The following is a 21868-nucleotide window of genomic DNA, read 5'->3' as shown; positions in this document are numbered from 1 at the left end:
GACTCAATGGCCGGTCCGCAACCCCTCGAAGGCCATCCTGACCACGGTGTCCGCCACCTGGTCGCCGTCCGCCTCGCCCTCGCGCTGCGGCCGGTACCACTCCACCAGCGAGTTGACCATGCCGAAGAGCAGCCGGGTGGCAAGGCGAATGTCCAGGTCGGCGCGGAGGTCGCCGTCCGCGACGGCCGACTTCAGGAGATCGGAGACCCGCTGGTCGAACTCCCTGCGGCGCTCCATCGCCCAGCGTTCGGTCTTGGTGTTGCCGCGGACGCGCAACAGCAGAGTGACGTAGGGAAGCTCGGCCATGAGGACTTCGACGGTACGTCGAGTGACGTATTCAACTCGCTCAATCGAACGGCCGCGCTGGGCGCCCGGCTCGTCCAGGACGCCGAAGAGGCCGTCTATGGCGCGGCTCACCGCCCGGCGCAGAAGCTCCTCCTTGCCGGCGACATGGTGGTAGATCGACGACTTGGAGATCCCGGCCGCCTTGGACAGGTGCTCCATCGAAGTGCCGTCGTAGCCACGCTCGTTGAAGACCCGCACGGCGACCGTGAGCAGCGTCTCGGGCGTGTAGGTGTCGCGCTTGGGGGTCGTCATGAGCCGGTCTCCTCGTCGCCCGCATACGCCTGCCGGAAGAGCGCGAGCGAGGGGGCGTAACGGCCGGTGGGACAGCGCTCGTGCAGCGCCGAGAGCAGGTCGTACGCCCAGTCCTGGCCCAGGCGCCGGTTCCATTCGACGGGCCCCAGCGGGTAGTTGACGCCGAGCCGCATCGCGGTGTCGATGTCCTCGGGCGAGGCGACGCCCTTGGCGACGGCGTCGGCGGCGAAGTCGACGAGCATCGCGACGGTACGGGCCACGATCATGCCCGGCACGTCGCCGATGACGCTGACCTCCTTGCCGAGCTTCTGGAACAGGCCGACGGCCTCGGTGACGGCGCGCTCGGAGGTGTCCTCGCTCGCGGAGAGCGCGATCCGGGTGGCGCCCCGGTAGTCGAGGGCGAGGTCGAAGTAGACGACGTCCGCGAATTCGACGGACGTCTTGCCGTCGGCCGGGACGAGCTGTCCATCCCCCGGAAGCTCGATGTAGGGACCGCCCTCGTTGACGGTCTTCACGTCGATGCCGGCCTCGGTCATCATCGCGACGAGTTCGCGGGCCGGGCCCAGGTCACCGACGACGGTGACGGCCGCCGGGGCCTGCGCGGGCGGCGCGGTGTGCGGCTCTGAACGCACGGCCTCCTTTGAGGACGTGCCGGGCGCGCCGGGCGTCTCGTACGCGTACCAGCCGCGTCCGCTCTTGCGGCCGTGCAGGCCGGACTCGACCAGGCGGCGCTGGGCCAGGGACGGCGTGAACTTGGGGCTCTGGAAGAAGGATTCCCAGACCGAGCGCGTCACCGCCTCGTTGACGTCCTGCCCGATGAGGTCGGTCAGCTCGAACGGCCCCATCCGGAACCCGCCGCACTCGCGCAGCACGGCGTCGATGGTGGCCGGGTCCGCGCCGCGCTCCTCGTACACCGCGAAGGCCTCGGCGTAGAAGGGGCGGGCGATGCGGTTGACGATGAAGCCGGGGGTGTCGGTGCAGCGCACCGGCGTCTTGCCCCAGGCCTTCGCCGTCTCGTACGCCCTGGTCGCGGCCGCCTCGTCGGTGGCGAAGCCGCTGACGACCTCGACCAGCGGGAGCAGCGGCGCCGGGTTGAAGAAGTGCAGGCCGACGAAGCGGCCGGGGTGGCGCAGCGCCCCCGCGATCGCGGTCACCGACAGCGAGGAGGTGTTGGTGGCGAGCAGGCAGTCCTCACCGACCACGCCCTCCAGAGCGCCGAACAGCTCCTGTTTGACGGGGAGTTGTTCCAGGACGGCCTCGACGACGAGCGCGGAGTCCGCGAGCTCGGCGAGCTCCTCGGCCGGGTACAGGCGGGCCAGCGCCGCGTCGCGCCCTTCGGCGTCCAGGCGGCCCTTCTCGACCAGCCGGTCCAGTCGTCCGGCCAGGGCGTCGGCGGCCTCGCGCGCGCGGCCCGGCACGGCGTCGTAGAGCCGTACGGGGTGTCCGGCGACGAGGGCCACCTGGGCGATGCCCTGGCCCATGGTTCCGGTGCCGACGACGGCGACGGTACGGCTCGGCGCGATCGCTGAGGCGCTGGCGGTTTCGGTCATGAACACGATCCTCCCCTACGGCTTGCCCACGGGCCCGGCAGGCCCCCTTCCGGGCCCGCACGAGCGGGGCCGCGGCGGGCGTGGCCGGTAGTTGTCCACAGGTTTCCGCGGACCCTCTTGTCCCGACCGATCGTTCGGTTACTCTAACGGTGTCCGGCTCTCCCTGCCCAGCTCGAAGACTCGACGAGGAGTTGCTCGCCATGCAGCTGACCGAGAAGCACAGGCCCACCCTGGACGGGGCCCTGGAGGCGATCCGCACGCGTGCGTACTGGTCGCCGCATCCGGAGCACCCCAAGGCCTACGGAGAGACGGGCGCGGAGGACGGCAAGGCGGCCTTCGACGGGCTCCTGAACCGTCGCTTCGACCTCGACCAGCCGGGCACCGACGACTGGACGGGCACCGAAGTCTCGCCCTACGGCATCGAGTTGGGCGTCCAGTACCCGCACCCGGACCTCGACGTGCTGCTCCCCGCGATGCGGGCCGGCATGGCCGGCTGGCGGGCCGCGGGCCCCGAGACGCGGGCCCTGGTCTGCATCGAGATCCTGGCCCGGATCGGCGCGCGCACCCACGAGTTCGCGCACGCGGTCATGCACACCAGCGGCCAGGCCTTCATGATGGCGTTCCAGGCGGGCGGCCCGCACGCCCAGGACCGCGGCCTGGAGGCCGTCGCGTACGCCTACCAGGAGCAGACCCGCACCCCGGCGGGCAGCGCCGCCTGGTCCAAGCCGCAGGGCAAGCGCGAGCCCCTGGAGCTCGCCAAGACGTTCACGCCGGCCGGGCGCGGCATCGCCCTGCTGATCGGCTGCAACACGTTCCCGACGTGGAACGGCTACCCGGGCCTGTTCGCCTCGCTGGCCACCGGAAACCCGGTCCTGGTCAAGCCGCACCCGCGCGCGGTCCTGCCGCTGGCGATGACGGTGAAGGTGGCGCGCGAGGTGCTCGCCGAGGCGGGCTTCGACCCCAACCTGGTGGCGCTCGCGGCCGAGCGGCCCGGCGAGGGCATCGCCAAGACCCTCGCGGTCCGCCCCGAGATCAAGATCATCGACTACACGGGCTCCTCCGCCTTCGGCGACTGGCTGGAGGCCAACGCCCGCCAGGCGCAGGTCTACACGGAGAAGGCCGGCGTCAACACGGTGGTCATCGACTCCACCGACAACTACAAGGGCATGCTCGCCAACCTGTCCTTCTCGCTGTCCCTGTACAGCGGCCAGATGTGCACCACCCCGCAGAACCTGCTGATCCCCCGCGACGGCATCACCACGGACGCGGGCAAGAAGTCGTACGACGAGGTCGTCGGCGACCTCGCGGGCGCCGTCGGCGGCCTCCTCGGCGACGACGCCCGGGCCAACGCGCTGCTCGGCGCCCTGGTCAACCCGGACGTGAAGACCCGCCTGGACGCCGCCCCCGGACTCGGCGAAGTCGCCCTGCCCTCAAGGGAGGTGGCCAACCCCGAGTTCCCGGACGCGGTGGTCCGCACCCCGGTGATCGTCAAGCTGGACGGCGCCAAGCCGGACGCGGAGGCCGTCTACCTCTCGGAGTGCTTCGGCCCGGTCTCCTTCGCCGTCGCCGTCGACTCCACGGCGGACGCGGTCGAGCTGCTGCGCCGCACGGTCCGCGACAAGGGTGCGATGACGGTCGGCGCGTACACCACCTCCCCGGAGGTGGAGCGCGCGGTGGAGGACGTCTGCCTGGACGAGTCGGCCCAGCTGTCGCTGAACCTGACGGGCGGGGTGTACGTCAACCAGACGGCCGCCTTCTCCGACTTCCACGGTTCGGGCGGCAACCCGGCGGCCAACGCGGCCCTGTGCGACGGGGCGTTCGTGGCCAACCGGTTCCGCGTGGTGGAAGTCCGCAGGCAGGCCTGAGCACGGCCTTCGGGAGCGGAGGCTCGTCAGTCGGGAACGACGGCGTGCCTCTGCACCCAGGAGTGCATCGCGATGGCCGCCGCGGCCCCCGCGTTGATGGAGCGCGTGGAGCCGAACTGCGCGATGGAGCACACCATATGGGCGTGCTTACGGGCCTCTTCGGTGAGCCCCGGGCCCTCCTGGCCGAAGAGCAGCACACACCGGCGCGGCAGCTCGGTCCGCTCCAGCGGCACCGCGCCGGGCAGATTGTCGATGCCGATGATCGGCACGCCCTCCGCGAGGGCCCACGCGGTCAGCGACTCGGTGTCCGGGTGGTGGCGGACGTGCTGGTAGCGGTCGGTGACCATGGCCCCGCGCCGGTTCCAGCGGCGCCGCCCGACGATGTGGATCTCCTTGGCCAGGAACGCGTTCGCGGTCCGCACCACGGAGCCGATGTTGAAGTCGTGGCCCCAGTTCTCGACGGCCACATGGAAGTCGTGCCGCCGGGTGTCGAGGTCGGCGACGATCGCCTCGCGCGTCCAGTACCGGTAGGCGTCGACGACATTGCGCCGGTCGCCGTGCGCGAGCAGCTCCGGGTCGTACCGGTCGCCCTCGGGCCAGGGCCGCGGGTGCGGGCCCACGCCGACCTCGGCCGGGCCGAAGCCTTCGTCGTACTGGATGGGGTCGCCCTGAATGGGGTCGCCGGCCGGGGCGTCCTCGGCCGGGGCCGGCTGTTCGGTGCTGCTCACCCCACGAGCGTACGTGCCCGCTCGGCCTGCTCCGCCCGCTCCCGGCGCTGCTCGGGAAGGCGCGCGCCCGGCCGCAGCCGGCCCGCGTACGCGCCCACCCTGCGCAGGAAGGACGTCGGCAGGAACACGGCGTCCGCGGCGATCATCGCCAGCGAGAAGAACGGCAGTCCGAGCAGGACGGCGATCCCGGCGTGCTCCAGCATCATCGCCACGAGCAGCACGTTCTTGACCCGCCGATTGAACAGCGTGAACGGGAACGCCACTTGGACCATGACCGTTCCATAAGTGAGCAGCATCACGATCACCCCGCTCGTGCCCAGCAGGGAGGAGAGTTCGGGCCACGGCGAGAAGTAGTCGAGCTTCAGCGGGTAGAACAGCGCGGTCCCGTCCTGCCAGCGGCTGCCCTGGATCTTGTACCAGCCGGCGGTCGCGTAGACCAGGCAGACCTCCGCCATGATCACGACCATGGCCGCGTTGTGGGCAAGGTTGCCGAGGACGTCGAGCAGCGCCCGTGAGTCGCCGTCGGCGAACCTGCCCACCGCCCACCACAGCCCCTGCACGGCCCACATGCCCCAGAACACGACCCACAGCCACCACTCGCCGCCGCCGAAGACACCGGACCCGGACGTGCGCCAGGTGCCGACGAGCAGCCCGAGGCCGCACACCGCCCACAGCACCGGGCCGACCCGGTCCTGGCGCACCCCGCGCGCGGCGCGCCGCGCGTCGAGGGACCAGACCTGCGCACACCGCGTGAAGACCAGATAGATCGCCATCAGGTGGATGACGTTGTCACCACCGTCCCCCATGAAGACGGACCGATTCTGCAGAGAGAGCACACCGATCATGAAGACGACGGACATGGTGCGCGTGCGCCAGCCCAGCATCAGGAGCGCACTGGACACGATGGCCAGCGCGTACACGATCTCGAACCAGACCGTGCTGTCGGTCCACAGCAACGCGGTGAACGCGTGGTTGCCGGAGACCAGACGGTTGCCGAGGTCCCAGCTCCAGGGGCCGTCGGGGCCGTACAGCTCGCGGCGGTTGGGCAGTTCGCGCAGCAGGAAGAACAGCCAGGTCGCGGAGAACCCGATCCGGACGACCGCGCTCTGGTACGGGCCGAGGGCCGCGGCCGAGACGAGGCGCACGGCGCGCGCGGCCCGGGTCTCGGCTGCGGCCTCGGTCGCGCGGGGGGCTTCGGAGGTCCTGTCGGAGGCCTTGGGGGCTTCCGGCAGGGCGTCGGCCGCTGCCCCGGGATGCCGGCCGTTCGCCGTGCGGGCGGCGGGGCTTTCCGCCGGGCGGGCGGCCGGGCCGTCGTGGTCGTACGTGCTCACCGCTTCGCCTCCGTACGTGCGTCACCGACGCCCCCGGGCAGGTCGGCCGGGGTCACCGTCCACCACGGCACCTCCCGGTAGGACGGCCGGGTGTCGGTCTTCTCGTCGCTCCACGAGGGGCCCTTGACGGATGTGGTCATGGACCTGACCTGGATCCGGTCGACGGTGCCGCCGTCGCGGTGCGCGCCGAGCCGGAGCATCACGATGCGGCGCAGGTACTGCTCGGAGAGCTCACCGCGCAGGCCGTTCGGCTTGTTGTCGTCGGTGTGCGAACCGACGAAGAAGTCCCAGCCGCGGCGCAATTCGTTCTGCTCGGTGTGGCTGGGCAGCGGGTTGTGCTGGATCGCGGCACCGTCCTGGGCCGAGAAGTCGATCCAGTCGGTGGTCTTGACCGTGCCGCCCGGCATCTTGATCTCGGCGCGCGCCTGGACATTGATGTTCTGCTGCAGCGGATTGGGCGCGAAGAGCTTCCAGTTCTGCTCGAACTCGGGATAGATCCAGTCGTCGACGGCCTTCCCGTACTCCTTGCTGACCGTGTTGGACGGTGCGACGTGCAGGAAGACCATCCCGATCTGGACACAGGCGATCACGCCGATCACCGCGAGCGCGAGGGCGGCCACGACCTGGAACCGGAAGGGCAGCCCGGCGATCCCGCGGGAGGCCGCGTCCCCGCCGCCGGGGCCCATGGGCCCGGGTTCGTCGGCGCGGCCGGAGTCGGCGGGACCAGGGACGGCGGTGGGACCGGAGCCGCCTGTGGGGCTGGAAACGGGGTCCGGGACGGCAACGGGATCCAGGTGCGGGGCGGAGTCCCGGGCCGGATCCGCTGTCGCCCGCGTGGCGGAATTTCGGTCCGGAGCCGCCGAAGAATCGAAAACGGCGTCATCACCCGGGCCTGAAGCAGCGGCGGTTTCCCGGGCCGGACTCCGTCCGGCCGAGGATTCCGGAGCGCTCGCAGCAGGGGCGCCGGACTCGACCGAAGGGGCTCTGACCTGCCCAGATCCCGCTCCGTCGGCCTTGCCCCCGGCTCCGGTCCCGTCCTTGTACGAATCCATCCCGCCCCGATCGGCACCCACTGAGTTATCCACAGGGTTGACACCCTACGGGCCGCCGACTCACCATTGAAGTCATTGAACCGAACGATCGGTCGGTTGGTGGACGGCCGCACAGCAGCTCGGCAGGGGGCCGGAATGACCGGAGTGACCGCGACAGCCACGGCAGCCGCAGGGACGGACGCCTCGTACCTGGCGGTGTTCGACGCGGCCGTCGCCGCGGACGAGCGGATCGAGCCACGCGACTGGATGCCCGAGGCGTACCGCTCCTCGCTGGTCCGCCAGATGGCGCAGCACGCCCATTCCGAGATCATCGGCATGCAGCCGGAGGCGAACTGGATCACACGCGCCCCGTCCTTGCGCCGCAAAGCCATCCTGATGGCCAAGGTTCAGGACGAAGCGGGCCACGGCCTCTATCTCTACAGCGCGGCCGAAACGCTCGGCACCGGCCGCGACGAGCTCCTCGACAAACTCCACTCGGGCCGCCAGAAGTACTCGTCGATCTTCAACTACCCCACCCTGACCTGGGCCGACGTCGGCGCGATCGGCTGGCTGGTGGACGGCGCGGCGATCACCAACCAGGTCCCCCTGTGCCGCTGCTCCTACGGCCCGTACGCCCGGGCGATGGTCCGCATCTGCAAGGAGGAGTCCTTCCACCAGCGCCAGGGATACGAGCTGCTGCTCACCCTGTCCAAGGGGACGCCCGAACAGCACGCGATGGCGCAGGACGCGGTGAACCGCTGGTGGTGGCCCTCGCTGATGATGTTCGGCCCGCCCGACGACGAGTCGGCGCACTCCGCACAGTCGATGACCTGGAAGATCAAGCGGCACTCCAACGACGAGCTGCGCCAGCGCTTCGTGGACATAGCGGTCGGCCAGGCCGAAGGCCTCGGCCTCACCCTGCCCGACCCCGAACTGCGCTGGAACGAGGAGCGCGGCCACCACGACTTCGGCGAGATCGACTGGACGGAGTTCTGGGAGGTCCTCAAGGGCAACGGCCCCTGCAACGAACAGCGGATCACCCAGCGCCGCCGGGCCCACGAAGAAGGCGCCTGGGTACGGGACGCGGCCGCCGCCTACGCCACGAAACAGCAGGCGACGCAGCAGACACAGCCCGCCCAGCAGACCCAGCAGGCGACGACCGCCGCCGCCCCGGCGCAGCACCCGAACGGAGAGGCAACGGCATGAGCACGCACGACTGGCCGCTCTGGGAGGTGTTCGTGCGCTCGCGCCGCGGACTCTCCCACACCCACGCGGGAAGCCTGCACGCGCCGGACGCCGAGATGGCGCTGCGCAACGCCCGGGACCTGTACACCCGCAGGTCAGAGGGCATCTCGATCTGGGTCGTGCCGTCCGCGGCGATCAGCGCGTCCTCGCCGGACGAGAAGGACTCCTTCTTCGACCCGGCCGCCGACAAGCCCTACCGCCACCCGACGTTCTACGAGATCCCGGAAGGGGTGAAGCACCTGTGACCGCCATCGTCTCGGCCGACGCCGCCCTCGCCCTCGGCGACGACGCCCTGGTGCTGTCGCACCGGCTGGGGGAGTGGGCGGGCCACGCCCCGGTCCTCGAAGAGGAGGTCGCCCTGGCGAACATCGCCCTCGACCTGCTCGGCCAGGCCCGGGTACTGCTCTCGCAGGTCGGCGACGAGGACGAGCTGGCCTACCTCCGCGAAGAGCGGGCCTTCCGCAACCTCCAGCTCGTCGAACAGCCCAATGGCGATTTCGCCCACACCATCGCCCGCCAGCTGTACTTCTCGACGTACCAGCACCTGCTGTACGGCGAACTGGCGGCAGGAGAAGGCGAGTTCACGGCGCTCGCGGCGAAGGCGGTCAAGGAGGTCGAATACCACCGCGACCACGCCGAGCAGTGGACCCTGCGGCTCGGCGACGGCACCGAGGAGAGCCACGGCCGGATGCAGCGGGCCTGCGAGGCGCTGTGGCGCTTCACCGGCGAGATGTTCCAGCCGGTCCCGGGCCTCGACCTCAACCGGGCCGACCTCGAATCACGGTGGACGACGTCGGTGACCTCGGTCCTGGACCGGGCGACCCTGACCGTTCCCGAAGGCCCCCGCACCGGCGCCTGGGCGGCGGGCGCGGGCCGGCAGGGACTGCACACCGAATCCTTCGGGCGGATGCTCGCCGAAATGCAGCACCTGCACCGCAGCCACCCGGGGGCGTCATGGTGACCGACACCGCTCCCACCCCCCTGGAGACCGAGCTGCGCCGCCTCGCCGGCTCCGTCCCCGACCCCGAGCTGCCCGTCCTCACCCTCGAAGAGCTCGGCGTGCTGCGCGATGTGCACGTCGAAGCGCCGGGCCGGGTACGCGTCGAGCTCACCCCCACCTACACCGGCTGCCCCGCCGTGGAAGCCATGTCCTCGGACATCGAGCGCGTCCTCCACGACCACGGAATACCGCACGTCTCGGTCGTACGGGTGCTGTCCCCCGCCTGGTCGACCGACGACATCAGCGCGGAAGGCCGCCGCAAGCTCGCCGAGTTCGGCATAGCTCCGCCGCGCCCGCACACCGCCGAGGGCCCGGTCGCGCTCACCCTGTCGGTGCGCTGCCCGCACTGCGGATCCACCGACACCGAGCTGCTCAGCCGCTTCTCCTCCACCGCGTGCAAGGCGCTGCGCCGCTGCATGTCGTGCCGTGAACCGTTCGACCACTTCAAGGAGTTGTAGATGTTCCATCCGCTCCGGGTCAGCGAGGTCGAGCAGCTCACGGACGACTCGGTGGCCGTCACCTTCGCCGTGCCGCCCGAGCTCCGCGAGGCCTACCGGCACCTCCCCGGCCAGCATCTCGCCCTGCGCCGCAGCGTGGGAGGTGAGGAGATCCGCCGTACCTACTCGATCTGCGCGCCCGCAGTCGAGGCACCGGACGAGCCGGTCCTCCGGGTCGGCATCCGCCTGGTGGAGGGCGGCACCTTCTCGACGTACGCCTTCAAGGAACTGGCCGTCGGCGACACCGTCGACGTCATGGAGCCGATGGGCCGCTTCGTCCTGGACCCGCGCCCCGGGCACTTCGCGGCGATCGTCGGCGGCAGCGGCATCACCCCGGTCCTGTCGATCGCGGCAACCCTGCTCGCCCGCGAGCCAGAGGCGAGGTTCTGCCTGATACGCAGCGACCGCAGCGCCGCCTCCACGATGTTCCTCGAGGAGACGGCCGACCTGAAGGACCGCTACCCCGAACGGTTCCAGCTGGTCACCGTGCTGTCCCGGGAGGAGCAGCAGTCCGGCCTGCCCTCGGGCCGGCTCGACCGCGAGCGCCTGGCCGGCCTGCTGCCCGCGCTGCTCCCGGTGACGGACATCGACAGCTGGTTCCTGTGCGGCCCCTTCGGCCTGGTCCAGGGCGCCGAGCAGGCCCTGCGCGGGCTCGGCGTCGACCGCAACCGCATCCACCAGGAAATTTTCCACGTCGACGCGGCACCGGCACCCCTGGCCACCGCCGCCGCCCCGGCGCACGCCACGCTCACCGCGACCCTGGACGGCCGCTCCGGCAACTGGCCGGTGAAGGAGGGCGAGTCCCTCCTGGAAACGGTGCTGCGCGCCCGCGCGGACGCCCCGTACGCCTGCAAGGGCGGGGTGTGCGGGACGTGCCGGGCGTTCCTGGTCAAGGGCGAGGTACGGATGGAGCGCAACTTCGCGCTGGAGCCGGAGGAGACGGAGGCGGGCTACGTCCTGGCCTGCCAGTCGCACCCCGCGACGGGGGAGGTGGAGCTGGACTTCGACCGGTGAGGTGGTGAGTGACCGCCGGGGATGAGGGGCCGAAGGCGAGCCGGGCCCGAGAGGTTTCCCAGGTGGCTCTCCCTGGGGCATTTCCCTGGGCGCTTTCAAGGAACCCCGCGCCGGGCCATGGGCGGTCGGTGCGTCCCTTCCCCTCCTGTCGGCCGCGTGCCCATTCCCATCCCGTAGAACCTGTTCTATCTTGACGATCCGTCAGATCGGGTCGGGCGGCGCGCGGTTCATCTCGCGACGCCCGGTCCGGACAGAGCCGGGGCGTGCGGGAGGACAAGGCCGTGGACTTCACCTTCACCGAGGAACAGCAGGCAGCCGTCGAGGCGGCCAAGGCGGTCTTCTCCGGCGTCGCACCCGACGCGGTACCCAGCCCCGCCCTCACGGCGGGCGCCGTCGCGGACGACTTCGACCGCCCGCTGTGGGCAAAGCTCGCCGCGTCGGACCTGCTGGGTCTGGTCCTGGACGCCGAGTTCGGCGGCGCGGGCCTCGACCCGATCGCCCTGTGCCTGGTCCTGCGCGAATCGGCCAAGGTCCTCGCCCGGCTGCCGCTCCTGGAGACCAGCGCGGTCGCCATGGCCGTACAGCGGTACGGCCGGGCCGAGTTGAGCCGGGAACTGCTGCCCGCGATCGGCCGGGGCGCACTCGTCCTGACCGTCGCCGCCAACGGCCGCACCGGCCACGACGGCGCCGAACTCGCCGTCACCGCCCGCCGAGACGGCGACGCCTGGGTACTCGACGGCGCCCAGACCGGCGTGCCCTGGGCCCAGACCTGCGACCGCATCGCCGTACCCGCCCACAGCACCGACGGCCGCACCGTACTGGCACTGGTCCCCCGCGCTCACACCGGCGTCACCCTCGCCGAGCAGATCTCCACCACCGGCGAACGCTTCGCCGAGCTCCACCTCGAAGCCGTACGCATCGACGCATCCGCGGTCATCGACGCGGACGGCGCCTGGGAATGGCTGCGCAACCTGCTCGCCACCGGAACCTGCGCCCTGGCCCTGGGCCTCGGCGAAGCCGTCCTCACCATGACCAGCCAATACACCGGAAAACGCGAGCAGTTCGGGCATCCGGTCGCCACATTCCAGGCCGTCGCCGTCCAAGCCGCCGACCGCTACATCGACCTGCGCGCCATGGAAGCGACCCTATGGCAGGCGGCCTGGCGCATCAGCACCGGCGCCCAGAGCGCACTGCCCGTCGCCGGAGACGTCTCGGTCGCCAAGATCTGGGCCTCCGAAGGCGTACGCCGCGTCGTGCAGACCGCCCAGCACCTGCACGGCGGCTTCGGCGCCGACACCGACTACGCGCTGCACCGCTACCACGCCTGGGCCAAGCAACTGGAACTCGCGCTCGGCCCGGCCGCCGCCCATGAGGAAGCCCTCGGCGACCTCCTCGCCGCGCACCCGCTCAGCCAGAGCGCATAACCAGACCAACTGCGTCCCGGAGGCTGCGGGCTGCGGGCTGCGGGCTGCGGGCTGCGGGCTGCGGGCTGCGGGCTGCGGGCTGCGGGCTGCGGGCTGCGGGCTGCGGGCTGCGGGCTAGATGACCGTGCCCGGCGCGCCCTGGTTGTCGACGACCTCGCGGCCGGAGGCCTCCCACACCTGCATGCCGCCGTCAACGTTCACCGCGTCGATCCCCTGCTGCACCAGATACTGCGTGACCTGCGCCGACCGTCCGCCGACCCGGCACACCACATATGCCCGGCGCCCGTCCGCGACCGCCTCGGTCACCTCGCCGAAGCGGGCCACGAAGTCACTCATCGGCACATGCAGCGCGCCCTCGGCATGCCCCGCCGCCCACTCGTCGTCCTTCCGGACATCGAGCACCAGGGCGTCGGCCGGCACCTCAGCGACATCCACCGAGGGCAGCTGGGCGAAATTCATGGGTCATGCCTTCTCTCGTACGAACCCGGCAGGTCCCCCGAACGCTACTGCACCAGCTTCGCGAGCTCAGCCTCACGACCGGCCACCTCGGCCAGCAACTGCTCGGCGATCTCCTCAAGGAGCCGGTCCGGATCGTCCGGCGCCATCCGCAGCATCGAACCGATCGCGCTGTCCTCCAGCTCCCGGGCCAGCAGCGCGAGCAACTCCTTGCGCCGGCTCAGCCACTCAAGACGCGCGTACAGTTCCTCGCTCTCGCTGGGCCGCACCTCGGCCGGCACCGGACCCGCCGCCCATTCCTCGGCCAGCTCCCGCAGCAGCGCCTCGTCACCACGTCCGTACGCGGCATTGACCCGGGCGATGAACTCGTCCCGCCGCTCCCGCTCCGCCTCGTCCTGCGCCAGATCCGGGTGCGCCTTGCGGGCCAGCTCCCGATACAGCCTGCGCACCTCCTCGCTCGGCCGGACCCGCTTGGGCGGCCGCACCGGCTGGCCGGTGAGCATCGAGGCGGCCTCGGGGGAGAGGCCGTCGGAGTCCATCCAGTCGTGGAACAGCTCGTCGACCCCCGGCATGGGCATGACCGCCGCCCGCGCCTCCTGCGCCCTGCGCAGATCCTCGGGATCACCGCTCTGTACGGCCCTGGCCTCGGCGATCTGCGCATCCAGCTCATCGAGCCGGGCATACATCGGGCCGAGCTTCTGATGGTGCAGCCGGGAAAAGTTCTCCACCTCGACCCGGAAGGTCTCCACCGCGATCTCGAACTCGATCAGCGCCTGCTCGGCCGCCCGCACCGCCCGCTCAAGCCGAGCCTCGGGCCGCTCACCCCCGCCGCCCGGCGGGCTCGCCTGCGCCGTACCACCCCCGGCGCCCTCACCCAACGGCGTGCCCGGCTCGCCCCCCGAAGCCGGGGTGGTCAGCGGGTCCTCGTTCCGGGCAGTCGTACCGCCGGCAGCTTCGTCCGTCACCGCTCCAGCGTACGGGCGGGTCGGGGGGCGGGGGCCCTCCCCCTCCCCCCGACCCCCACCCTCCCCACCCCCAGCCCGCCCAGCCCCCACTCACGCCTCAGCGCATGCCCCGACCCGGCCACAGCCCGGCACGGCCCGAGAAGCCCGCCACGGACTCAGCCCAGGCGCCCCGGCCCCACGCCCGCACAGGCCTGGCCCGGTACAGACCTCCAGCCGCCTCCTCAGCAGCCCAGCATCCGCCCCCCGCTCAGACCCCCAGCTCTGCCGCGATCCGCCCGGCCCGTACGGCTGCGGTCAGCACCGCGTGGTCGGCCTCCGTGCGGTCGGCGTAGGTCACCGCGAAGGCGGCCACCGCTTCGTCGAGCTCCTCGTTCTTTCCGCAGTACCCGGCTATGAGCCGCGGGTCGACGCTGTGCGCATGCGCCCGGGCGAGCAGCGCGCCCGTCATGCGCCCGTAGTCGTCGAGTTGGTCGGCGGCGAGCGCGGCGGGGTCCACACTGCCCTTGCGGTTCCTGAACTGCCGTACTTGGAAAGGCCGTTCATCCACGGTCGTCCAGCCGAGCAGGATGTCGCTGACCACCTGCATCCGCTTCTGCCCGAGCACCACGCGGCGCCCTTCGTGCCCGACGTCGGGCGTCTTGAACCCCACTTCCGCCAGATGCGGCAGCAGCGCCGAAGGCCTGGCCTCCTTGACCTGGAGCACGAGCGGCTCGCCCCGGTGGTCGAGCAGCAGCACCACATACGACCGTGTTCCGACGCTCCCCGTGCCGACCACCCGGAAGGCCACGTCGTGGATCGCGTACCGGGCGAGCAGCGGCAGCCGGTCCTCGGACAGGGTGCCCAGGTACTGCTCCAGCGAGGCGGCGACCGTTGCCGCCTCGGCGTCGGTCACGCGGCGCAGCACCGGCAGTGCGTCGACGAAGTGCCGACTGCCGTCTTCGCCCTGCTCGGTCGCCTTGGTGGCGAAGCGCGCGCTGGTGTTGTTGCGGGCCTTTTCGGAGACTCGTTCCAGGGTGCCGAGCAGGTCGTGGGCGTCGGCGTGGGAGACGAGTTCCTCGTCGGCTATCGCGTTCCACGCGTCGAGGACCGGCAGTTTGGCGAGCAGGCGCATGGTGCGTCGGTAGGCCCCGACCGCGTCGAACGCAGCTGCCCGGCAGGTGGCCTCGTCGGCGCCGGCCTCCCGGCCCGCCAGGACCAGCGAGGCAGCCAGCCGTTTGACGTCCCATTCCCAAGGGCCGGTCACGGTCTCGTCGAAGTCGTTCAGGTCGATGACGAGGCTGCCGCGTGCGTCGCCGTACAGGCCGAAGTTGGCCGCGTGCGCATCGCCGCATATCTGCGCGCCCACACCGGTGACGGGCGTGCCGACCAGGTCGTGTGCCATCAGCCCGGCCGAGCCGCGCAGGAACGCGAAGGGGCTGGCGGCCATGCGGCCCACACGTATCGGCGTGAGCTCGGGCACCCGGCCCGCATTGGATTCCTCCACGGCGCGGACGGCGTCCGGCCGGTCGGCGGAGAGCACCAGCGAGTCGTGCGAGGCGCGCGGGAACCGGTCCCGCAGCGCCTTCCCCTCGGCCTTCAGCGATCCCTGCGCCCGTCGTTTTCCGGTTCCCGGTGCCTGCGGGCGCCGGGCGAATCCGGGGACCTCGGGGATCCGGCCCCGCCCGTCCTCCACCCCGGCCCGCTGTGCCGGACCCACCATGTCGACCTCGCCCATGGCGTGCCGCCTCCCCCGTCTCGTACAACGTCCTTGTGCAGCGCTCTCGTACACCGTCAAGAGCTCAACTGCTCCTGACGGTACAGGCGCTGGCGAGAGCCCGTCTCCCCCTGTGGACAACTCTGCGGATGCCCGGACTCCGCTTGCATCGACCGCCTCGGTACAGGAGCTCACCAGCACTCCTCTTGACGGCCGCACGTCCCGTCGTTTCACGTGAAACAGCGGAGCCCAACCCAGCCCCAGCCCCAGCCCCCCCTACAACCCCGCGTCCCGTGCCAGCAGTGCCGCCTGGACCCGGTTCTCGCAGTCCAGCTTCGCCAGGATGCGGCTGACGTACGTCTTCACCGTGGCCTCGCTCATGTGGAGCCGCTTGCCGGCATCCGCGTTGGACAGCCCCTCACCCAGCAGAGCCAGGACGTCCCGCTCGCGCTCGGACAGCACGCCGACCCGGCGCCGGGCTTCGTCGGCGCGGGCCGCGGCCCGGCCCGTGGCGAGCTGGTCGACGACGTGCCGGGTGGCGGCGGGCGAGAGGTAGGCGTCGCCCGCGGCCGCGGCGCGTACCGCGCGGATCAGTTCGGCGGGCGCGGTGTCCTTGAGGAGGAATCCGGCGCCGCCGTGTTCCAGGGCGCGCAGGACGTTCTCCCGCTCCCCGAACGTGGTGAGGATGATCACTCGCGCCGCAGGGACGGTCCGGCGCAGCTCGGCCAGGGCGCTCAGCCCGTCCATCTCGGGCATCTGGATGTCGAGCAGCACCACGTCCACGGCGTGGGAGCGGGCGAGTTCGACGGCTTCGCGGCCGTTGGTGGCTTCCGCGACGACGTCGATCGCCGCGTCCGAGGTGAGGATCATGCGGATGCCGGCCCGAATGAGGGGCTCGTCGTCGGCGATCACGACCCTGATGCGTGGTCCCGTCACACCCAAATCCTGTCCTGATCCTGTTCTGTGCGCCGCCGGGCCGCACCCGAGCGAGCCTGCCCAGTCGGCCCCCGGCCGCCCCGCGTCGCCGCTAGCGCGCCACTTCGTACGACTTCTTCTCGATCAGCTTGCCGTCCTTGAAGCAGAACCGGAACACCGGCTCGGTCTTGAGGCCCTCTCCGGTGTCGGAGGACATCAGGACCAGGCACTGGGAGCCTTCCGGTTCGGCGGGGCCCTTTCCGGCGAGGCCGGAGGTCAGCACGGTATCGCCGCTCGGCAGCTCGCGGCGGACCTCCGCCTCGGGCGTGCCGACCTTGATCCTTTCGTACTCGGACGGGTCGATCATGCCTTTCTCGGCCGATCCGGCGAGGAAGAAGAGGCCCACCCCGGCCGCGATCGCGAGCAGCACCACCGCCCCTACGGCGATTCCGCAGCCCAGTGCGACGCCTCCGGCCCTGTTCCTGCCGCCCATGCCCAGCTCCTTCTCCGCGATGTTCCAGTCCACGACCGGACCACCGTCGCCGAGCGGCAGGTCGGGTGACTGCTGTCGGAAGTCGTCGGGGGCGTCGACGAACGTCGCGGCCTCGGCCGCCCCGTAGGGCAGCACGCCCGCGACGCGGAAGCCGCCGTCGTCGGTGGGGCCGGTGTGCACCATGCCGCCGACGAGCCGGGCCCGCTCGTGCAGCCCGGTGAGGCCCTGGCCTCCGCTGACCACTTCGCCTGCCTGGTCGACGGCCGCGCGGTCGACGACGCCATTGACGACCTCGACGACGAAGGAGTCCGGTTCGTAGCGCAGTTCCACGGTGATCGGAGCGCCGGGTGCGTGCTTGTACGCGTTGGTGAGGGCCTCCTGGACGATCCTGTACGCCGCATGGTCGCCGGCGGCGGCCAGGGGCCGGGGCTCGCCGCCGGCGCGCAGTTCCACGGTGTTCCCTGCGGCGCGTGCGGCCGCCACGAGCGCCTGGATTCCTGCGGTGCCGCGGGCGGCGGGCTGGGCTCCGTCGGGTGCGGCGGGGGCTTCGATGCCGTCGCGCAGGATGCCGACGACCTCGCGCAGTTCGTGCATGGCGGCGACCGAGGCCTGCCGCAGCACGCCGACGGCCTCGCGCTGGCGGCCGGTCAGTTCGGGGTCGACCTCGAGGGCGCCGGTGTGCACGGAGATGAGGGCGAGCTGGTGGCCGAGGCTGTCGTGCATGTCCTGGGCGATGCGCTGACGTTCGCGCAGCCGGGCCTGGCCCGCGACCATGGCGCGTTCGCGGAGCAGCTGGGCGTTGTGTTCCCGCACGGCGCTCAGCAGGGTGCGCCGCTGGGACCAGTACCGGCTGGTGAGGCCGGGTACGACGGCCACGGCCAGGAAGAACAGGGTGCTGAAGACGCCCATGAGGATGGGCTGTGCGATGGGCCACAGCGTGATGACGCCGAGCGCCTGGTAGATGGCGAAGGCGACGGTGAAAGCGGCGAGGGCACGTCCCGCGCCGACGATGCGACGCCCCGCGGACCAGGCCGCGACCATCAGGAGCGGGGCGGTTTCGCCGGCCGCCATGGACAGGGCGGCCGCCGCGAGCAGCACGCTCGCGGGCAGGGAGCGGCGCAGCAGCGACAGCACCGCCACGCCGAGGGCGACGGCCGCGGCTCTCAGGGGTCCTCCGGTGAGCAGCCCGATTCCGCCCGCCATCAGGGCCAGTACGAGCGCGAGCGCGGCCTCGCCGGTGATCCGGCGCCGCGTCCAGGGCTCGGGCCCCTTCAGCAGGCGCCATCCGCTACGGACCCTCGATGACACATCCACGCCCGCACCCTAGGCAGCGCGCCCCCTCGGGGACGGCTCTCTTTCGTCGCGCCTCGCCGCGACAAAAGTCGATCTGTTCAGGGCACACCGAGCCCCTCGGGGGTTTGCCCGCTCCGGAACGCGACATATGACACAGAAGAAACAGAGGAAGGGACGGGCGCGTGAGACAGAGCATGGTGAGACGGAGCCTGGAGAGTGCGCATCCGCACAGGGCCTGGACATACGAAGGAAGCCCCGCAGATCCGGGGATCTGCGGGGCTTCCGACTTGTGCGCGAGGGGGGATTTGAACCCCCACGTCCCGAAGGACACTGGCACCTGAAGCCAGCGCGTCTGCCGTTCCGCCACTCGCGCAAGAGTGGTGTGCTGGGCTCTCTCACTGTTCGGTGCGATTGCCTGGCGACGTCGAGAAGATTAGCACGCTGCGCAGGGTGGATTCACATCCGTTGTTTCCGGCGACCCTGGTGGAGAGGAGCAGATCAGGAGAGAGGCAACCCCCGGCATCGTTACCCGCTCCTCCTGAGTGCACCCCGGGTGCGGGACACTGTCGGGAAGCCACCTCTACGATCCGTACGAGAGGTGCGTGTGAGAGGTGACACTCGTCCACAAGGCACAGAAGGGGAACCAGCCGATTTCCCGACGCGTGGATACGATCAGTAAGCAGTACCAAGAGAGCGACCCGGAGCAGAACCGGCAGCAACACCAGGACGGCAACGACGGAGGAGGTGCCCCATGGGAGTCCTGAAGCGTTTCGAGCAGCGTCTCGAAGGCCTGGTCAACGGCACCTTCGCGAAGGTCTTCAAGTCCGAGGTCCAGCCCGTCGAGATCGCCGGCGCGCTCCAGCGCGAGTGCGACAACAACGCGTCGATCTGGAACCGGGACCGCACGGTCGTCCCCAATGACTTCATCGTCGAGCTGAGCGCTCCGGACTTCGAGCGGCTCAGCCCGTACTCGGGCCAGCTCGGCGACGAGCTGTCCGGCCTGGTGCGCGACTACGCGAAGCAGCAGCGCTACAGCTTCATGGGCCCGATCAAGGTGCACCTGGAGAAGGCCGAGGACCTCGACACGGGTCTGTACCGGGTGCGCAGCCGCACACTCGCGTCCAGCACCGACCAGCAGGGTCCCCAGGGCCCCGGCCCCGGTGCCCCGCAGCGTCCCGCGCCCGCGGCCCCTCAGGGCGGCCGTGGGGGCTACGGCTACCCGCCGGCCGCCGCCCCGCCCATGCCCGCGGCGCCGCCTCCGGGCCGCCCTGGCACCTCGCCCGGCGACCGCCGTCCGGCGGCTCCGGGGCCGATGCCGGGCGGGCACGGCCAGGTGCGACGCTGGATCGAGATCAATGGCACCCGCCACCAGATCTCCCGCCCGACTCTGGTCCTTGGCCGCAGCACCGATGCGGATGTGAGGATCGACGATCCCGGCGTCTCGCGCCGGCACTGTGAGATCCGGACCGGAACGCCCCCGACGATCCAGGATCTCGGGTCCACCAACGGCATCGTGGTGGACGGGCAGCACACCACCCGCGCTACGCTCCGCGACGGCTCGCGGATCGTCGTGGGCAGCACCACCATCGTTTACCGGCAAGCCGAAGGGTGAAGCGGGGGCAATGTCAGAGCTGACCCTCACGGTCATGCGGTTGGGTTTCCTCGCCGTACTGTGGCTGTTCGTCATCGTGGCCGTCCAGGTCATTCGCAGCGACCTGTTCGGTACGCGCGTCACCCAGCGCGGTTCGCGCCGGGGCAATGACGCGAACCGGCAGCAGCAGACCGGCAGGCAGGCCGCCGCGGCCGCCGCACCACCGCCCCAGCGCGGCCAGCAGCAGGGTGGCGGCGGACGGCAGCGCCGTGGCGCCCCCACCAAGCTGGTCGTCTCCGAGGGCACCCTCACCGGCACCACGGTCGCGCTCCAGGGCCAGACCGTGACGCTGGGCCGGGCGCACGATTCGACGATCGTCCTGGACGACGACTACGCATCGAGCCGCCATGCCAGGATCTACCCGGACCGGGACGGCAATTGGATCGTCGAGGATCTCGGGTCCACCAACGGCACCTATCTGGACCGGACCCGGCTCACCACCCCGACCCCGATTCCGCTGGGCGCGCCGATCCGCATCGGCAAGACCGTCATCGAGCTGCGGAAGTAGTACGACAATGAGCGAGCGGAGCGAGCGAGCCGCGGCGGTCCCCAGGGACCGGGACGGGCTCCCGACCGGAGGGTGGGCAGTGTGGCTCGACATGACCGGCTGTACCCCGAGCCGACAGGCGAGGTGCGCATGACTCTCTCCCTGCGTTTCGCCGCCGGATCGCACAAAGGCATGATCCGCGAGGGGAACGAGGACTCCGGTTACGCCGGTCCCCGTCTCCTCGCCATCGCCGACGGCATGGGCGGTCAGGCCGCCGGTGAGGTCGCCTCCTCCGAGGTGATCTCCACCCTTGTCACGCTCGACGACGACGTACCCGGCTCGGACATCCTCACCTCGCTGGGCACCGCCGTGCAGCGGGCCAACGACCAGCTGCGCATGATGGTCGAGGAGGACCCCCAGCTGGAGGGGATGGGCACCACGCTCACCGCTCTGCTGTGGACGGGTCAGCGCCTCGGCCTCGTGCACGTCGGCGACTCGCGCGCCTATCTGCTGCGCGACGGCGTCCTCACCCAGATCACCCAGGACCACACCTGGGTGCAGCGGCTGGTCGACGAGGGCCGCATCACCGAGGAAGAGGCCACCACCCATCCGCAGCGCTCGCTCCTGATGCGCGCGCTGGGCAGCGGCGACCATGTCGAGCCCGATCTCTCGATCCGTGAAGTGCGGGCCGGCGACCGGTACTTGATCTGTTCCGACGGCCTGTCGGGCGTTGTCTCGCACCAGACGATGGAGGAGACCCTCGCCAGCTACCAGGGCCCGCAGGAGACGGTGCAGGAGCTGATCCAGCTCGCGCTGCGCGGCGGCGGCCCCGACAACATCACGGTGATCATCGCCGATGTGCTCGACGTCGACTCCGGGGACACCCTGGCGGGGCAGCTCAACGACACCCCGGTCATCGTGGGCGCGGTCGCCGAGAACCAGCTGCAGCTGAACGACGGCGGCGCCATGCAGACCCCGGCCGGCCGCGCCTCCGGGCTCGGCCGTCCCGCACCCTCGCCCCCGGGCGGCTTCGGCCCGCCCGGCAGCGGTGAGGACGGCGGCGGCTACGGCAGTCCGCCCGAGGGCGCCTTCGGCTCGTACACCGACGAGGACTTCGTCAAGCCGCGCCGGCGCGGCAAGGGCCGGTGGATCCGCCGGTCCCTGTACATCGTGCTGGCCCTGGCGGTCGTCGGCGGCGGTCTGTACGGCGGCTACCGCTGGACGCAGACGCAGTACTACATCGGCACCAACAGCGACGGCACGCCGCACGTGGCGCTGTACCGGGGCATCAGCCAGGACCTGGCGTGGGTGAAGCTCTCCAAGGTGCAGACCGATCACCCCGAGATCGAACTCAAGTACCTCCCGCAGTACCAGCGCAACCAGATCGACTCGACGATCACCGCGAGCAGCCTCGACAAGGCGCAGGCCAAGATCACGGAGTTCGCGACACAGGCGTCCGCCTGCAAGAAGGAGGAGGCGCGCCGCGCCGCCGAGAGCGACAACGCCTCGAAGCCCGGCACGGGTGCCACCGGCGCCCCGTCCAGCAAACCCACCACCACCGCATCTCCCACACCCGGCCCCAGCCTCTCGGAGGACGAGCAGAAGCTGGTCTCGCAGTGCGGTAAGCAGTAGG

20 protein-coding genes and 1 tRNA gene are annotated in these 21868 nt (G+C 71.2%); 10 read left to right on the top strand and 11 right to left on the bottom strand.

Annotated elements, in window-relative coordinates; genetic code table 11:
* Positions 1-3 precede the first annotated feature (3 nt).
* Positions 4-597, bottom strand: a complete 594-nt coding sequence (locus tag ACSHXC_RS19940) for a TetR/AcrR family transcriptional regulator (protein WP_438292834.1) — start codon at positions 595-597, stop codon at positions 4-6.
* Positions 594-2147 (bottom strand): 3-hydroxyacyl-CoA dehydrogenase, encoded by a 1554-nt coding sequence (locus ACSHXC_RS19935; protein ID WP_438292833.1) that lies wholly within the window; start codon positions 2145-2147, stop codon positions 594-596. Before ACSHXC_RS19935 ends, ACSHXC_RS19940 begins: the two co-directional genes overlap by 4 nt.
* Positions 2148-2347: 200 nt before the next feature.
* Between ACSHXC_RS19935 and paaN the strand changes: the two genes are divergently transcribed.
* A complete protein-coding gene (paaN, locus tag ACSHXC_RS19930; protein ID WP_438292832.1) occupies positions 2348-4012 on the top strand; it encodes a phenylacetic acid degradation protein PaaN in 1665 nt (554 codons plus the stop codon).
* A 26-nt stretch (positions 4013-4038) separates the two neighbouring features.
* Here paaN and ACSHXC_RS19925 read toward each other — a convergent pair whose 3' ends face one another.
* The 3 genes from ACSHXC_RS19925 to ACSHXC_RS19915 form a co-directional block, all read right to left on the bottom strand.
* Positions 4039-4740 (bottom strand): TrmH family RNA methyltransferase, encoded by a 702-nt coding sequence (locus ACSHXC_RS19925; protein WP_438292831.1) that lies wholly within the window; start codon positions 4738-4740, stop codon positions 4039-4041.
* Positions 4737-5885 carry an HTTM domain-containing protein gene (locus ACSHXC_RS19920; protein WP_438296707.1) on the bottom strand — a complete coding sequence of 383 codons (1149 nt, stop codon included), beginning with the start codon at positions 5883-5885 and terminating at the stop codon, positions 4737-4739. Before ACSHXC_RS19920 ends, ACSHXC_RS19925 begins: the two co-directional genes overlap by 4 nt.
* Before the next feature lie 182 nt (positions 5886-6067).
* Positions 6068-6757 carry a DUF5819 family protein gene (locus ACSHXC_RS19915; protein WP_438292830.1) on the bottom strand — a complete coding sequence of 230 codons (690 nt, stop codon included), beginning with the start codon at positions 6755-6757 and terminating at the stop codon, positions 6068-6070.
* Between the two features lie 501 nt (positions 6758-7258).
* Between ACSHXC_RS19915 and paaA the strand changes: the two genes are divergently transcribed.
* The 6 genes from paaA (at position 7259) to ACSHXC_RS19885 (ending at position 12282) form a co-directional block, all read left to right on the top strand.
* On the top strand, positions 7259-8308 hold the full coding sequence (gene paaA, locus ACSHXC_RS19910; protein ID WP_438292829.1) for a 1,2-phenylacetyl-CoA epoxidase subunit PaaA: 1050 nt from the start codon (positions 7259-7261) through the stop codon (positions 8306-8308).
* A complete protein-coding gene (gene paaB / locus ACSHXC_RS19905) occupies positions 8305-8592 on the top strand; it encodes a 1,2-phenylacetyl-CoA epoxidase subunit PaaB (protein WP_053729227.1) in 288 nt (95 codons plus the stop codon). The genes paaA and paaB overlap by 4 nt, the downstream gene beginning before the upstream one ends.
* Positions 8589-9308, top strand: a complete 720-nt coding sequence (gene paaC, locus ACSHXC_RS19900) for a 1,2-phenylacetyl-CoA epoxidase subunit PaaC (protein WP_438292828.1) — start codon at positions 8589-8591, stop codon at positions 9306-9308. Before paaB ends, paaC begins: the two co-directional genes overlap by 4 nt.
* Entirely contained in the window at positions 9302-9805 is a 504-nt protein-coding gene (gene paaD, locus ACSHXC_RS19895; protein ID WP_438292827.1) for a 1,2-phenylacetyl-CoA epoxidase subunit PaaD, read from the top strand. The genes paaC and paaD overlap by 7 nt, the downstream gene beginning before the upstream one ends.
* Positions 9806-10858 (top strand): 2Fe-2S iron-sulfur cluster-binding protein, encoded by a 1053-nt coding sequence (locus tag ACSHXC_RS19890; protein WP_438292826.1) that lies wholly within the window; start codon positions 9806-9808, stop codon positions 10856-10858.
* A 281-nt stretch (positions 10859-11139) separates the two neighbouring features.
* A complete protein-coding gene (locus ACSHXC_RS19885) occupies positions 11140-12282 on the top strand; it encodes an acyl-CoA dehydrogenase family protein (protein ID WP_438296705.1) in 1143 nt (380 codons plus the stop codon).
* Positions 12283-12396: 114 nt separating this feature from the next.
* On the opposite strand, the gene ACSHXC_RS19880 is transcribed toward ACSHXC_RS19885, so the two are convergent.
* The 6 genes from ACSHXC_RS19880 to ACSHXC_RS19855 all read right to left on the bottom strand — a co-directional run bounded on the left by ACSHXC_RS19880 (position 12397) and on the right by ACSHXC_RS19855 (position 18470).
* Positions 12397-12741, bottom strand: a complete 345-nt coding sequence (locus tag ACSHXC_RS19880; RefSeq protein ID WP_438292825.1) for a rhodanese-like domain-containing protein — start codon at positions 12739-12741, stop codon at positions 12397-12399.
* Positions 12742-12785: 44 nt separating this feature from the next.
* Positions 12786-13703, bottom strand: a complete 918-nt coding sequence (locus ACSHXC_RS19875; protein ID WP_438292824.1) for a hypothetical protein — start codon at positions 13701-13703, stop codon at positions 12786-12788.
* Between the two features lie 247 nt (positions 13704-13950).
* On the bottom strand, positions 13951-15417 hold the full coding sequence (locus ACSHXC_RS19870; protein ID WP_438292823.1) for a DUF2252 domain-containing protein: 1467 nt from the start codon (positions 15415-15417) through the stop codon (positions 13951-13953).
* 255 nt (positions 15418-15672) lie between these two features.
* Positions 15673-16332: a response regulator transcription factor gene (locus ACSHXC_RS19865; protein WP_398874448.1), complete on the bottom strand. Its 660-nt coding sequence runs from the start codon at positions 16330-16332 to the stop codon at positions 15673-15675.
* Between the two features lie 91 nt (positions 16333-16423).
* Complete coding sequence (locus tag ACSHXC_RS19860) at positions 16424-18118, bottom strand: sensor histidine kinase (RefSeq protein ID WP_438292822.1); 1695 nt, start codon at positions 18116-18118, stop codon at positions 16424-16426.
* Between the two features lie 269 nt (positions 18119-18387).
* A tRNA-Leu gene (locus ACSHXC_RS19855) sits at positions 18388-18470 on the bottom strand.
* A gap of 378 nt (positions 18471-18848) precedes the next feature.
* On the opposite strand from ACSHXC_RS19855, the gene ACSHXC_RS19850 reads away from it, so the two are divergent.
* From ACSHXC_RS19850 to ACSHXC_RS19840, 3 genes are all read left to right on the top strand, one after another.
* Positions 18849-19709, top strand: a complete 861-nt coding sequence (locus ACSHXC_RS19850) for an FhaA domain-containing protein (RefSeq protein WP_438292821.1) — start codon at positions 18849-18851, stop codon at positions 19707-19709.
* Positions 19710-19719: 10 nt separating this feature from the next.
* Positions 19720-20256 (top strand): FHA domain-containing protein FhaB/FipA, encoded by a 537-nt coding sequence (locus tag ACSHXC_RS19845; RefSeq protein ID WP_161248201.1) that lies wholly within the window; start codon positions 19720-19722, stop codon positions 20254-20256.
* A 129-nt stretch (positions 20257-20385) separates the two neighbouring features.
* Complete coding sequence (locus ACSHXC_RS19840; RefSeq protein WP_438292820.1) at positions 20386-21867, top strand: Stp1/IreP family PP2C-type Ser/Thr phosphatase; 1482 nt, start codon at positions 20386-20388, stop codon at positions 21865-21867.
* Position 21868 lies beyond the last annotated feature (1 nt).

Source organism: Streptomyces sp. HUAS TT7, from assembly GCF_051550175.1.
Taxonomy (GTDB): Bacteria; Actinomycetota; Actinomycetes; order Streptomycetales; family Streptomycetaceae; genus Streptomyces.
The sequence above is the reverse complement of the archived record's forward strand: the minus strand, read 5'-3'. Positions and strand labels throughout refer to the sequence as shown.